Here is a 14295-nt window from a genome sequence, read left to right as displayed (position 1 = left end):
CTGTCCTCATTTAAAACGCTGCTGCGAATTCTTTAGCGAAATCTTCCAGCTTTACCTTGCCGTCAATGCTATGGCCGCTGTTAAGAAAGTCGGCCTGTATCTTTCCTTCACGAAGGCCGCGTCCCATTTCGGTATACAGGGATGCGATCTCTGCCGGAACGCCCGCCTGCACCATGCCCTGCTCGTTATCTGCATCGCTGAATGTGATCCAAGGCAGCTCCGGCTTGCCGATGGCCTTACCTAAAGCTGCCGTTATCTCGGCCGGGGTTTTTACATCGCTCACGATATAGCGCACATTAATGCCTGAAGCTTCTTTTACCAGTTCTTCGGCAGCAGCTGCGGCTATATCTTTTGGATGTACTAATTGGACTTGTGTGTCCGCATCCAGGTTGCTGCCCAGTATCCCGGAGTGCTGTATCATCGGGATGCTGTTATTGAAGTTGATGTAAAAGTACCCCGCACGCAGGAAAGTTACATTCACTCCCTCAAGTTCTTTATACGCATTTTCGATGGCGTGAAGCCCTTTGATGGGTCCGGTGCCTTCTTCCAGATCAGCGCCAATGCTGCTCAGGAGCACGACCTTTTGTACACCCGCATGTTTTACAGCATTAATAATGGCCTTTCCGGCAGCAGCGGTATTTTCCACAATGTTTTGCAGCCCGAGGTTGGGCGGCGTCATGGCAAACACGGCATCAGCACCACTAAAAGACTTTGCAAGGAACGATGCATCGGTAATGTTGCCAATTGCGGCTGCCGCACCCAGTGCCTCAATGTCCTTTTTACGGTCTTCACTGCTGCTAATTACGGTAAGTTGGTGGCCTTCGGCCAGTAATTGCTTTGTAAGCGGCCCTGCTACATTTCCGAGCGAGCCTGTAATTGCTATTTTCATGGTTAAATATTTTTTTATTATAAAGCGAAATTATATCTTTACTTACTTTTTTACAAGTACTTACCCTAAAGTATGTATATATGACAGCGATAAAAGAAACATCGACCATACAGGAAAATAAGGCGTATGCCTTGAGCATGTGCCCCGTTACCTATACGATGGAAAAGATAGGTGGTTATTGGAAGCCCATCATATTATACCATCTTTCGCAGGGCGACAAGCGCTACAGCGAACTGAAACGGGCCATACCCGCCATTACCGAAAAAATGCTCATTCAGCACCTGAAGCAGCTGGAGAGCGATAACCTGCTCATCCGCGAAGCGAAACCTGTCGTGCCGCCATTTGTGACCTATCGGCTTACCGATGCGGGGAAGGGCCTGATACCTGTTATCGACGCGATGGCGGGCTGGGCGATACAGGTATCTGACGGGAAGTATTAGATGGGGACTGTTAAATAAAATAGCTCAAATGCCGTAAAGCTGTACTACTTATTTTTATCTGAATAATATTTGATAAACCAACCGGGAACTTTTTCCATATCTATGGCATCCCATTCTTTTTTATCACCTATTACTTTAAAGTGAGCAAAGATGTTAGCATCCTCACCATCTCTTGAATTGTCGATAAAATAAGTCTGATACGATATTTGAGCAGCTTCATGCAACAAATCAAGCGATCTGTAGTAGCGGGATTCAATTTTATCGGGAGTTACATCGTGACCTCCTTTTGCTTTTCTTGCTTTAACCCTAAATTTATTGATCTCGGGAGATTCGGTGGAAACGAAATAAAGGTACACTTTGTAACCCAGGTCTTTAGCTTCCTTCATAATATCAATTTTCGAAGGATGCGAGAATACAGTTTCAAAAGAAAATCGCTTCTTGTCGATTAAAAGTTTTTTTCGTAAAAAATCTGCAATTATTTGAGATACGTTATCAATATATTGTTTGTCCTCAAGAATGTAAGAAAAAGATGGGAATTCAAACTGCCAGCAGGAATAAAAAATATCTTCTGTAAAACCCTCCCTGATAAGACCTGAAGCTAAGGCAACTTGTGCAAAATCTTCTGAATCCGAAATGATGTCAAAATCTACTATCGAAAATTTTCCTGCTTTTTTTAATTGCGCACCAATGTCGTCCGCATTAATATAATGGCCAAATTCAATTGGTTTCCCGTTTTGCTGAAAATTCCGTACTTTATCAATCACGGTACTTTTTCCTGAACCATTTGGCCCTGCAAATACGCGTAGCCTCAAATCAGCCATTTAATCCAATATAAGTTTAGCGGGTCTTTTCACTTCCTCCATCTGTTTAATGCGCTCTATACGGCCATCAGGATATTTTTTTACTACCCATCCGTCTTCTGACACAACATTATATCCCATTACAGATATGGTTTCTTTCGCAGCCTCACGCATACCTTTTTTTGTAGCACTGATTAAAGCCCTTTTGGTAAGATATACCTTTGTATTTTTATCTTTTTCCTGCATATAACAAATATACTGCTTTTTTATAAGAACGGGAAAAATTATATCGTCATCGAAAAAAGCTTCGTTCCCGGTGCTTTTCGCTTCAGTTTCAGGTCAAATGCCATGCAGATATTGCGTACGAATGGCCGCCCTTTTTCGGTTATTCCTATAGCTGTGCCCCCGATCGTCAGCAAGCCGTCCTTTTCCATTTCACGGAGGTCCCACAGCACTTCGGGCAATTCGTTAAAGTAGCTGCCATCCTCATCCCATCTGGTCTCGAAACGACACATTAGGTTCAGGATGTGCTCGCGAATGATGAGGTCTTCATCGGTAAGCAGGTGTCCCCTGAAAACCGGCAACTCGTTTTCTGCCAGTCTTTTATAATAATCTTCCAGGTTCTTTTCATTTTGCGCAAAGGCGTACCAACTGTCGCTTATGGACGATACGCCCAACCCGATCATCAGCTGTGTTTTGGAGGCGCTGTAACCCATAAAGTTACGGTGTAGCTTGCCGTTTTGCGCGGCGGAATACATATTATCATTTTCCAACGCGAAATGGTCCATGCCAATTTCGTGGTAACCTTTTCCAATGAGTATTTTTTTGCCCGTTTCATACAGGCGGCGCTTCTCTTCATCTTTTGGCAGGTGGGCCTCATCATAGCCACGCTGGCCATTCCCTTTTATCCAGGGCACGTGGGCATAGCTGTAAAAAGATATCCTCTCCGGGCGTAATGCCTGGGTCTTTTCTATTGTATCCACCATGTTCTCGATCGACTGGAATGGGAGCCCATACACAAGGTCGTGGCTTATGGATGTGTACCCGATCTCCCTGGCCCAACGCGTAGCCAGCGCCACGTTTTGAAAAGGCTGTATGCGGTTTATGGCCTTCTGTACTTTTTCGCTGTAGTCCTGCACACCATAGCTTACCCTCCGGAAACCAAGGTCATACAGCGTTTGCAGGTGTTCGCGTGTGGTATTGTTGGGATGGCCCTCAATGCTGAACTCATAACCAGGCGTAGCATCGGCCAGTTCAAAGATCCCCTCGATCAGCTTACGGAGATTTTGCGGCCTGAAGAAAGTTGGTGTACCACCGCCCAGGTGCAGTTCCTTAATACGCGGCCTGGTAGTGAACATATTGCGATAAAGCGCCCATTCTTTCAGGACTGCCTTAACATAAGGACCCTCGACGTCATGGCGTTTGGTAATGCGTTTGTGGCAACCGCAAAAGGTGCACATGCTTTCGCAAAAGGGCAGGTGTATGTACAGGCTTATGCCTTCAGTACTGTTGCTTTCGCCAAAAGAGCGTATGAATGAATCTTTCCAGCTATCATCGGTAAATCCCGCACCATCCCAATACGGAACGGTGGGATAACTAGTGTACCTTGGTCCCGGCACATTATATTTTTGTAATATCGACTGGCACATATCCTGTTGTTTCAGCCAAAGGTATTGCGGCCTGAGCTTCCAAAAAATGATATTCGTCAGGTTTTTGGCAAAAGGGCATGAGGGGAGTCGGCCACAACGCTTTGAGAAAGTATGGCCAGTTGTGCATTGTGCTTCACTTTAAGGAGCTGCCATGACCCGTTGATCGGATCGAAGACATAGGCCAACCCGGCGTCGGGAAAGAGATAATAACTTAAATTAGTTTTTTGCGTCAGGTAAGCCGAGAGCGTATTATAGAAAACCGCATCATTCCGGCTGGCACGAAAAATACACACTAAAAAGGAGGGGAGCTGCCGCAGTAAAGATTTTTTGGCACTGCTTCGTTCCAGGTAATGCTGTACCGGAACCGGGAGATCCATGTTTCCAACGTTAGTTATCATCAGAGCGTTCCCCGGTACTTTTTTTGAAAGCAATTCATCGGGTATCACTGAGATCGCGCTTAGCGATACTAACAGTAGAAGCAACGCGGCTGTTATCAAGATAAAAACCATACCTGTTTTGCGGCGCAAGTTAGCACTGCCACCTTTTGTAAATAATGACTCCCATCACTACAGGATCAATTTTTCAGCTTGTTGAGCTTCTCCATATCAAGCACATAAACGGTACTGCCTGCCTTGTCGATAAGCCCCTCTTCCCTCAGGTCGGTAAGCGTCCGGCTCACGGTTTCGGGCGCGGTACCGGAAAGCGCGGCAAGGTCGTCGCGGCTTATCTTTATTGTCTTCCCATCGGAACTATGCTGCTGTACCAGGTTTACAATGGTTTCGGCAATACGTTTCCTTACCGATGAGTAGGCGATCTGTAGTAGTCGTATTTCCTTTTCCCGCACATTGTTCGCCAGCAGTTTTACAAAGTTCGCACCTATGTCGGGGTAGCTATTTAGGAGCTTGCCCAGTTGGTCAGCAGGCAAAAAGCCAAGTTCGGTCGCTTCGAGCGCTATGGTGGTATCGGTGTATATGTCTTCGCTCAGGATGATATTGATGTCCAGGTAGTCATCGGTTTTGTATATTCCAGTTATCAGTTCGCGGCCGTCTTCGGTAAGCTTTACGGTCTTTACCTTACCATTGATGATGAAGTAAATTCCCGTTACCCTGTCGCCTTCGTGATGTATCGTTTCGTTCTTTTTGAACATCCGGCTGTCGCGTCCCTGCATCAGCTGCTTCAGTTCCTGCAAGCCGTCTTTTTTCGCGACCACTTCGCCCAGCTTCTCGGCAGTCTGCCCATAAAACAGCTGGTGCAATTCCTTTTTCTTCAGGCGGCTTTCCACGGCGCCCAGCAACTCGGCATCATCAAAAGGCTTAGACAGGTAATCATCGGCACCCAGTTCCATACCTTTGCGAATATCGGTACGCTCGGCCTTTGCCGTGAGGAAAATAAAGGGGATGGCCCTGGTATTTTCGTGCTTGTTCAACTCTTCGATCACGCCATAGCCGTCAAGCTCCGGCATCATAATGTCACACAAAATGATATCGGGCAAATGGCTCAGGGCCATCTTTACCCCGGCATCGCCATTCGGCGCGTCATATACCTGGTAGCCCGAAAGCTCCAGTATCTCAACTATGTTCTCACGAATGTCGGTATTGTCTTCAATTACAAGTATCTTAGTCATTTTGCGGGAATGTAATGGTAAAACGTGTGCCGTTATCTACAGCGCTCTCAAGATCGATGGTGCCGTGCATAAGCTTTACATACCGAAGCACGATGTTAAGCCCCAGGCCGGTTCCGGGAATGCTTCCGGTATTCTGCGCCCGGAAAAAAGCTTCGAACAGGTGCTTGTGCTCCTCTTCGGGTATGCCTATGCCGTCGTCCTGAACGGTTATGCTGCAGCTGCCGCTTTCAATACGGGTAATAAATTGTATCGTGGTAGCTTCTCCCGAATATTTTATAGCATTGGATATGAGGTTGATAACGCTGTTGCGAAGCAGGTTCCTGTCTAACCTTACAGTAACATCGTTCCCATAATGCGTATAAATGATCTTCTGGCTTTTTTTGGCCAACAGCTGCATTTCGTCTGCTATCTCTTTAGAAAAGGCAGCGAGGTCAAAGTCCGAAAAAGATACTTCGACCTTACCGGCTTCGGCTTTTTCCACATGTAAAAAGTCGTTTAGTATAGTGGTAAGATTGTTCACCGAATTTTTTATTTTGGTGACGTGCTTTCCTATCTTGCTGCTGTCCATACTTTCGGCATATCGCTCTATCAATGAGGTAGATAGTTGTATGGAACTGAGGGGCGTGCGGAATTCATGCGATGCCATCGAGAGCAGGCGGCTTTTTAGCTTTCCCAGTTCTTTTTCCTTTTCCAGCGAATGGCTCACCTCTTCCTTGGCATGGGTAAGCGCGTCGATGGTCTCATTTAGCGATACAGTCCGTTCCTTCACCAGCTCTTCAAGGTGCTGTGTGTATTGCATTAGCCTGTTCTCGGCTTCCTTCTGGTGGCTCAGATCGTGGACGAACCCGGCAAAGAAACGCTGCTCTTCATAGCGCACTTCGCTAACGCCGAGTCGGAAGGGGAATACCGAACCGTTCTTTTTACGCCCAAGCACATCCCTGCCGTAGCCTATGATGTGTGCAATGCCGGTCCGCTTATAATTTTCCATATAAGTATCGTGTCGCTCCCTGTCGGGCGAGGGCATCAGTATGGATATGTTGTGCCCTATGACCTCTTGGGGTTCATATAAAAACAGGCGGCAGGCAGCTGGGTTTATCGATTCAATAATGCCCTCATCGTTTATGGTAATAATGCCGTCTATGGCATTATCAATGATCGCATTCAGTAAGGCTTCATTCCTCATGGCAGTGTTTTGTTGCTCAACAAATATCGCAATTTAAAAAGATGTGGAAAAATTTATGAGGCATAAGGCTGTACCTGCAGTAAATATATCTTGCCATCCAGGCCGTCTTTGGCCCATTCTGCCAGTACATCCTTTTTATGGCTGTCGCGTATTTCGCTCATAGCCAGGCTAAGGGAAACGATCTCACCATCAGTAAGCACCATCTGCTCGCGAAGTTCGCCCGGGGTGGTCTTATGAACGGTAGAATTGGTCCCCGCGGCAAGATCGTTATACACCAGCATCCTGCTTTTGCTGCCGTGGCTTTTTGATATTATCGGCACTGCATTCCCGGTAAAAGGGCCGGAAACGCAAAATTCGTCGGGTGTTATCAGGTTGGAGGTAAAATTTTGCCCAAGGCCCCAGCTTCCGTTCACGGTTACCGTCCCGTTTTGGGTAAGGGCGATCCCGGAGCACGCCATGTCCGATCGTACCATTTGCTGTATCCCCACCGATATTTCTATGCGGCAAGGGTCATACCCCGTTATGCCTGCCTGCCGCAATGCGTTTTCATTAAACAGGCAGGCATAGCAGCATTTTATGGCATACAGCAGGGCAATGCTGCCGCTAATGTTAAGGAACGATTCCGGCAGGCCGGTATTGGCAGGCAATGCGGTATCGGCTACGCTGCTGCGCACGGCCACATCCTGGCGCACAAAAGTAGTTTCGTAAGATGAAAGTATCGCATCCTCCAGGAATTTAGGGAATTTTGAATTGATGATGATCTTCCTGGCCTGCAATGATATTTGTGCCACATTTGAAAACTCACAGCGATCAAGGGCTGACAGTAGGCTTTCCAGTTTGGCATCCAGCCCGTTATGCTGTTTAAAATTCCTGAAGCCGGCAAAGGTTATGGCAAAACCCGGGGGCACATTTACAACTGCGCTGCCCATCCGGTACAATTCGCCTATGGATGCATTTTTTAACCCGACATCCTTTACGTACCCGGAACCTGTTTCATCAAAGTTTATTATCAGTTGCTCCATTTTTTCAATTACCGGAAAATTACTGCCGGCAAGGGAACAAAAGTAAGGTCGACCTGAGTGCACATCTATGACATCCGTCACAATTACGATAATTAACTCATCCTATAGTATCCAGCGACATTTACGAATTTGCTTTCATGAACCCCGCGGTAAAAGTACTGCCACTACCAATGTCGCTTTTTAAATGGAGGTAGCCACCCATTGCCAGGAGGAATTCCTTGCTGATGCTCAGCCCCAATCCTGTGCCTTCCTTCTCTGTGCCCGGCACACGGAAATATTTATCAAATACCTTTTCCTGAAATTCCGGCGAAATGCCTGTACCATGATCGGTCACAGCTATCTCGATGTGTGTTGGTGTCACGCCTGCCTTAACTTCGACCTGATCATTGTCGTAAGAATAGCGGATGGCATTTGACAATAAATTGGAGATGATCCATGCACCTTTATCCCTATCTACAACTACTTTCGGCAATTGGCTCATGTCGTTCTGGCGGATGCTAATGTTTTTGTACGCGGCTACTTTTTGGTTAGCCTCAACGGCTTCGGCGATCAAATGCTGCATACTTGCGGTTTCGGTCTTAAAATTGGACTTTCCGGTCTCAACCTGTGTAATGTTCAGCAGTTCCCCTGTAGTTCTCAACAGGCGTTCTGTATCATCATGCAGGCTTTCCAAAAGTTCCTGCTGCTCTTCGTTCAAGCTACCGGTCTTATTGTTGGCCAGCAGTTGCAGGCTCATTTTCATCGAGGCTATCGGGGTCTTGAACTCGTGTGAAACTGTGGCGATGAAATTGGTCTTCGCACTGTCCAGCTCTTTATAAGCCGTAATGTTCTTCAGGATGATGAACGAACCTATCGGCCGCGTTTCTTCTTCACCTGTCGGTACAATGCTTATTGGTATCCTATGCTTTTCAAAATAACTTTCTTTTCCGTCAGAATAAATTTCCATCGGCTCCTTTCCGATCAATCCTTTATCATCCTGTAAAAGCGTACGCAAAAGGTCGTTATACAGCGCTACTGCTTCCGCCTGATGGCCAATTACCTTATCTTTTATCAGACCCGAAACTTTTATGGCCTCCTCATTAATGAACAGTATCTTCATCGTCTCATCCAGCCCTATAACAGGGTCGCTGAGGTTGTTGATCAGTGTTTCGATACGGCGTTTTTCCATCATCAGCTTTTCGAGGTTGCTGTTGCTGTATTCCTGCAATTTTTCTGCCATGGTATTGAACGATCGTGCCAGGACCGAAAATTCGTCATGCCCTTTAAAATAAACCCGCTGCGAATAATTCTTGGCCGCGATCTGCCGGATGCTTTCAGTTAGGTCGCGCACGGGATTGGCAATATAGCCCGGGAGGTTGAGCAGCAGCGTAAAGCCGATCACAAAGCAGAAAGCGCTTGCGATAGATATCCACCATATCGCACTGGCAGCAGTATTTTCGGCTATGTCGCTTTTGCGCTTTATGGCATCCATGTTCAGCTTCATGATGCTGTTCAGGTCGGCACGTACATTACGCAGTAGTTCAGGGTCTTTCGGGTCTTTCAGTAATGCCGAATAATCTTCCTGAAGGTCTGCGGTAAGTTCCTGTTCGCCCACTTCGGTAATGTTGGCCATCTGCTGGTCCAGGTACGACTGGAATTTTTCGGCCGCATCGGGCTTTTCGCCAAATGCATCGAGCGCTTTGTACATATTGCGCGAATAATCCATCGATTGGTAGTTCGCCACCAGTATGTTCTTAGACTCGTCTCCCAACAACCGCACCTGCCGCGTGGCAATACCTGCGAGGGTAAGGATCATTATGAATAAAAGGCTGAAAGCCAGTATGAGTTTGGTCTTGATCTTCATGTCAGGAAAGAAGGATAAGGTCAATATCATTCGAAGATAATTTATTTAACAATGCCTTGAAAATATTGGTCGACAAAATAACCTTAAGCAGCGTAAGGTGCGGTTTGCCAATGCAAATGGTGGTTATCCTGCGGGCTTCGGCCTGTTCGGTTATGGCGGTTGCCACACGGCTATGCTGCACCCTGATTATCTCAGCACCAAGTTCTGTAGCAAGCTTAAAGTTATTAATGAGGTGGCGCTGCTTATCCAGTTGGATATTATGGCTGTTTTCCTTAGGTAGTTCTACATACAGCACATACCACTTGCTGTGGTAATAGTTGGCAAGGCGCGCGGTTTTGCGTATCACGGTCTTAGCCGTTTTATGATTGCTGCTGATGCATGCCATGAAACGTTCCTTCTTAAAATTGCGCAGTCCGGTCACCTCGGTCTCTACCTTGCGCTCCACCTGGCTGGCTACTTCTTTCAAAGCCAGTTCCCGTAGCTGGAGTATGTGCTCAGCCTGGAAGAAATTGTTGAGCGCCGAAGCGATCTTTTCGGCCGTGTAAATTTTCCCTTCCTTCAGGCGGGCGATCAGCTCATCGGCGGTAAGGTCAATGTTCACCACCTCATCGGCTGCTTTCAGCACGCTGTCGGGTACGCGTTCCTGCACCTCAATTCCGGTTATCTCGCGCACGTCATCATTCAGGCTTTCAATATGCTGAATGTTTACCGCGCTTATCACATTGATGCCCGCATCGATAATATCCATCACGTCCTGCCATCTTTTGCCATTCTTGCTTCCCTCTATGTTGGTGTGCGCCAGTTCATCTACTATAACCACTTCGGGACGTAAGTTGATGATGGCCTGTACATCCATTTCCTCGAGGTGTTTACCTTTGTAGAAGATGGAGCGTTTGGGTATTACGGGCAATCCGTCCAACAGGTCATGCGTTTCCTTGCGGTTATGTGTTTCTATGAAGCCTATCTTCACATCAATGCCATTGCGCAATAATGTGTGCGCTTCCTGCAGCATGCGAAACGTTTTGCCTACACCGGCACTCATGCCGATGTAGACCTTAAACTTGCCTTTGCGCGACTTTTGTATCAGGTCGAGAAAGTGCTTTACATTATTTTCTTTTTCAGTATCCATTAAAATGATAGTGCCAAAGCAGTTGAAATAAAAGTATTGTTGTTTGATGGGCTACCGTTCATCATGAATATCTCATCTTTGCTGGTCAGTGTCCTCGCTTCAATGCGCCAGATCACATTGGTGTACAGGCTATAGTCAAAATTAACCGAATAGCCGAAGGTTTTGAAACCATTCCGGGTACCGGTAGCAATGATCACACCATCTTTATCTGCATAATATTCCCCACGTGCGGTCAGCGATGCCTTATCGGTCAGGGCATATTTAGCTATCAGCACAGGCGAATACCATGAACTGTAGCTTTCGCTGTGCCTGCTTTTCTGTTCTGCGCCTATGTCAAATCCCGTGGTAAGGCTAAATTTGCCGCTTACCTGGAACTGCCCGTAAAAATTGTGGAAGTAACGCATGCGCTTTTCGGCCACAGGCTTGTCATTGCCTGCAAAGGAACTGCTGTTGAGCGTTACCCTGGCACTGGGCTTGTAGGTAAGCTGGTGGCCAAAAGCCAGTGTCCTGTTGCCCTCAACCCTTTGTATGCGCTGCCAGCCATTGAGCACCAGACCGCTCACGAACCATTTTCCGGAAGGGGAAGTATACGACAGTTTGGCACCGCTTTCATAGTAGGGAGAATTATCGGCAAGTATGCTGCGGGTAAGTGTTTGGCAATCCTTCCCTATAGCGCTCTCGAACCCTATGTGCGAGGCGAAAACTCCCGCATCTACCCACAGGTTAGCCGTTTTGGAAAGCTTTACCCCGGCGTTAGCCTCGTAAATGTTCTTCATTACGCCATCTTCTGCCGCGAGGTTGGCATTGGCATAAGAGCCCCCCATAAGTGCCAGGTTCCCACGCACATTTCCATTGTCATAAGATGCCTTGATAAAGCCAAGGTTTAACGCCACTTCGTTATGGCGGTTATGAGAATAAATAAAACCGGGACGGGTATTGCTTTCAGGCTGACCAAAGTCATAGGTGTAATAGGTCTCTATGTACCCTGAGAACGTAAGTGAGGGGACCTCGCTTTGTGGCAGTACCACTATAGAGTCGTTCGTCTGTGCCAATGTGCCCGTTATTGCGCCCACGGCCATTAGGAGAGCTGTTATATTATTTTTCATTGCTTGAGGTTATCCAACGCTAAGTTGAGTTTTAAGATATTTATTTTTTCAGGCCCGAAAAGCCCCAGGAGTGGTCTGTCAGTGTGGTTTTCAATTAAGGTTTCCAATTCCGATGCCTTTATGTTGCGCTCCTTCGCGATTCTTTTTATTTGCATTTTTGCGGATAGGACTGAGATGTCCGGGTCAAGCCCGCTGGCGGAGGCAGTTACCATTTCGACAGGAATGTCTTTCTTGCTGATTTCAGGATTTTTCATCAAAATTGTATCGATTCGCTTTTGCACTTCTGCAAGGTATTCGGGGTTGGAAGGCCCTTTGTTGCTCCCGCCTGAACCTGCGGCGTTATAGCCAACTGCCGATGGGCGGGAATTGAAATATTTGTCAGAAGTAAACGACTGGCCAATGTTCTCGTAATAGGTTTTACCGTTATGGGAAACCACTTTCCCTTTACCACGGTTAGGCATTACCTGTGCCACGCCAAATACCAACAGGGCGTAGATACCTGCAAGGCTCACTATGCAGATCAGGGTAAGGATTAACGTTTGTAAGAATGTCTTTTTCATGATCGTTGAATTAAAATAAAAGTGCTACTGCCATATCGATAAGCTTGATACCAATGAACGGTACAATAATGCCACCCAATCCATAGATGAGCAAATTCCTTCGCAAGAGTGCTGAAGCACCTATGGGCTTGTATGCCACGCCTTTCAGCGCAAGCGGTATGAGGAATGGGATAATGATCGCATTAAATATGACTGCTGATAATATCGCGGTTTCGGGACTGTGAAGGTTCATTATGTTCAGTCCCTGCAGTGCGGGGATGGCAGTAATAAAGAGGGCCGGAATAATGGCAAAGTACTTGGCTACATCATTCGCAATGCTAAAAGTGGTCAGCGTACCACGAGTCATCAGCAATTGCTTGCCTATCTCCACGATCTCGATGAGCTTGGTAGGGTCGTTGTCAAGGTCGACCATGTTTCCCGCTTCCTTGGCGGCCTGCGTACCGCTGTTCATGGCTACGCCAACGTCGGCCTGGGCCAGTGCGGGGGCGTCGTTAGTGCCGTCACCCATCATGGCTACCAGCTTGCCCTGCTGTTGCTCGGCCTTTATATAGTTCATTTTGTCTTCGGGCCTTGCCTCAGCTATAAAGTCATCCACACCGGCTTTTTCGGCTATGAATTTTGCCGTCAGTGGGTTGTCGCCCGTTACCATTACGGTTTTCACGCCCATTTTGCGCAGGCGCTCAAAACGCTCGGCTATCCCGGTCTTGATGATGTCCTGCAATTCGATCACTCCGATCACCTTTTCATTTTCGGCCACGACCAGCGGCGTACCACCATTCGATGAGATCTTCTTCACTTTTTCAGCAACTACCTGTGGGAACTCGTTGTCGTTTCTCTCAACAAGGTTTTTTATGGCATCATAAGCGCCTTTGCGTATCCTCCTTCCGGGAAGGTCGACACCAGAGCTGCGGGTCTCTGCAGTGAATTTAATGTAGGCTGCATCCTTTAATTGAATGTTCTGGTCCAGCCCGGCCAGTTCTATTATCGACTTGCCTTCGGGTGTTTCATCGGCAAGCGAACTAAACACAGCCGCTTCGATGAAATGCTTTTCCGAAACGCCTTCTGAATTATAAAAGTGTGTCGCCTTGCGGTTGCCTATGGTTATGGTTCCTGTCTTGTCGAGAAGGAGGACATCAATATCTCCTGCTGTCTCTACCGCTTTACCCGATTTGGTGATCACGTTGGCACGCAGCGCCCTATCCATGCCTGCTATGCCTATTGCCGAAAGCAACCCGCCTATGGTAGTAGGTATAAGGCATACGAACAGCGAAATAAAGGCGGCGATCGTGATAGGGGCATTGGCAAAATCGGCGAACGGCTTTAACGTAACGCATACTATGATGAAAACGAGCGTAAAACCTGCAAGCAGAATGGTAAGGGCGATCTCATTAGGTGTTTTTTGGCGGGAAGCACCTTCCACCAGTGCGATCATTTTGTCGAGAAAACTTTCGCCCGGCTCGGTGGTGACCTTTACCTTAATGTGGTCCGAAAGCACTTTGGTACCACCGGTCACCGAACTTTTATCGCCTCCTGCCTCCCGTATAACCGGCGCCGATTCGCCCGTTATCGCAGACTCATCAATGGTTGCAAGGCCTTCGATTATCTCGCCGTCAGTGGGGATAATATCGCCAGGTTCACAAATGAATACATCGCCTTTTCTTAACTTGGAAGAGGGTACTATCTGCACCTCATCCACATACATTTCGCCTACAGGCTCGATCTTTTTGGCGGGTGTTTCCTCACGTGTCTTGCGCAGGCTGTTGGCTTGTGCCTTGCCTCGCGCCTCGGCTATGGCCTCGGCAAAGTTGGCGAACAGAAGCGTGAAAAAAAGCACCAGGAATATTACGAGATTATAAGTAAAAGACCCCTGGGAGGTTTCGCCGGTAAGTATCCAGGCACATACGCAAAACATCACTATGGTGCCGATCTCAACAGTGAACATGATAGGATTTCGGAAAAGCGTTACCGGGTTCAGTTTTACGAACGACTGCTTCAGCGCTTCGGTCACCAGCTCTTTTTGGAATAATTTATTTTGGGTTTTCATTGTCAA

14 protein-coding genes are annotated in these 14295 nt (G+C 47.2%); 1 reads left to right on the top strand and 13 read right to left on the bottom strand.

What is annotated here, in order from left to right; genetic code table 11:
* Positions 1-10 precede the first annotated feature (10 nt).
* A complete protein-coding gene (locus ACT6R0_RS06425; protein ID WP_444652258.1) occupies positions 11-889 on the bottom strand; it encodes an NmrA family NAD(P)-binding protein in 879 nt (292 codons plus the stop codon).
* An 80-nt stretch (positions 890-969) separates the two neighbouring features.
* Here ACT6R0_RS06425 and ACT6R0_RS06420 point away from each other — a divergent pair, with 80 nt between their 5' ends.
* Positions 970-1329 carry a winged helix-turn-helix transcriptional regulator gene (locus ACT6R0_RS06420; protein ID WP_444652257.1) on the top strand — a complete coding sequence of 120 codons (360 nt, stop codon included), beginning with the start codon at positions 970-972 and terminating at the stop codon, positions 1327-1329.
* A 44-nt stretch (positions 1330-1373) separates the two neighbouring features.
* Here ACT6R0_RS06420 and ACT6R0_RS06415 read toward each other — a convergent pair whose 3' ends face one another.
* The 12 genes from ACT6R0_RS06415 to kdpB all read right to left on the bottom strand — a co-directional run bounded on the left by ACT6R0_RS06415 (position 1374) and on the right by kdpB (position 14289).
* Entirely contained in the window at positions 1374-2150 is a 777-nt protein-coding gene (locus ACT6R0_RS06415) for a hypothetical protein (RefSeq protein WP_444652256.1), read from the bottom strand.
* On the bottom strand, positions 2151-2375 hold the full coding sequence (locus ACT6R0_RS06410) for a hypothetical protein (RefSeq protein WP_444652255.1): 225 nt from the start codon (positions 2373-2375) through the stop codon (positions 2151-2153).
* 38 nt (positions 2376-2413) lie between these two features.
* Positions 2414-3778, bottom strand: coding sequence for an oxygen-independent coproporphyrinogen III oxidase (gene hemN, locus ACT6R0_RS06405; RefSeq protein WP_444652254.1), 1365 nt, complete (start codon positions 3776-3778; stop codon positions 2414-2416).
* A gap of 56 nt (positions 3779-3834) precedes the next feature.
* Positions 3835-4260: a hypothetical protein gene (locus ACT6R0_RS06400; protein ID WP_444655917.1), complete on the bottom strand. Its 426-nt coding sequence runs from the start codon at positions 4258-4260 to the stop codon at positions 3835-3837.
* A gap of 92 nt (positions 4261-4352) precedes the next feature.
* Positions 4353-5402 (bottom strand): response regulator, encoded by a 1050-nt coding sequence (locus tag ACT6R0_RS06395; RefSeq protein WP_444652252.1) that lies wholly within the window; start codon positions 5400-5402, stop codon positions 4353-4355.
* The gene (locus ACT6R0_RS06390) at positions 5395-6585 is read right to left on the bottom strand and encodes a PAS domain-containing sensor histidine kinase (protein ID WP_444652251.1); all 1191 of its coding nucleotides are present in this window, start codon (positions 6583-6585) and stop codon (positions 5395-5397) included. The genes ACT6R0_RS06395 and ACT6R0_RS06390 overlap by 8 nt, the downstream gene beginning before the upstream one ends.
* Before the next feature lie 53 nt (positions 6586-6638).
* Positions 6639-7607 carry a PEP/pyruvate-binding domain-containing protein gene (locus ACT6R0_RS06385; protein ID WP_444652250.1) on the bottom strand — a complete coding sequence of 323 codons (969 nt, stop codon included), beginning with the start codon at positions 7605-7607 and terminating at the stop codon, positions 6639-6641.
* Between the two features lie 121 nt (positions 7608-7728).
* Positions 7729-9480 carry an ATP-binding protein gene (locus ACT6R0_RS06380; RefSeq protein ID WP_444652249.1) on the bottom strand — a complete coding sequence of 584 codons (1752 nt, stop codon included), beginning with the start codon at positions 9478-9480 and terminating at the stop codon, positions 7729-7731.
* On the bottom strand, positions 9452-10579 hold the full coding sequence (locus tag ACT6R0_RS06375) for a sensor protein KdpD (RefSeq protein WP_444652248.1): 1128 nt from the start codon (positions 10577-10579) through the stop codon (positions 9452-9454). Before ACT6R0_RS06375 ends, ACT6R0_RS06380 begins: the two co-directional genes overlap by 29 nt.
* The gene (locus ACT6R0_RS06370; protein ID WP_444652247.1) at positions 10579-11685 is read right to left on the bottom strand and encodes a porin; all 1107 of its coding nucleotides are present in this window, start codon (positions 11683-11685) and stop codon (positions 10579-10581) included. The genes ACT6R0_RS06375 and ACT6R0_RS06370 overlap by 1 nt, the downstream gene beginning before the upstream one ends.
* Positions 11682-12245 (bottom strand): K(+)-transporting ATPase subunit C, encoded by a 564-nt coding sequence (locus tag ACT6R0_RS06365; protein WP_444652246.1) that lies wholly within the window; start codon positions 12243-12245, stop codon positions 11682-11684. Before ACT6R0_RS06365 ends, ACT6R0_RS06370 begins: the two co-directional genes overlap by 4 nt.
* A gap of 10 nt (positions 12246-12255) precedes the next feature.
* Positions 12256-14289, bottom strand: a complete 2034-nt coding sequence (kdpB, locus tag ACT6R0_RS06360; RefSeq protein ID WP_444652245.1) for a potassium-transporting ATPase subunit KdpB — start codon at positions 14287-14289, stop codon at positions 12256-12258.
* Positions 14290-14295: the final 6 nt, after the last annotated feature.

The sequence above is a fragment of the Flavobacterium sp. genome (genome assembly GCF_052437795.1).
GTDB lineage: Bacteria > Bacteroidota > Bacteroidia > Flavobacteriales > Flavobacteriaceae > Flavobacterium.
Note: the sequence above shows the minus strand (reverse complement) of the source record. Positions and strands in the feature narration are given on the sequence as shown.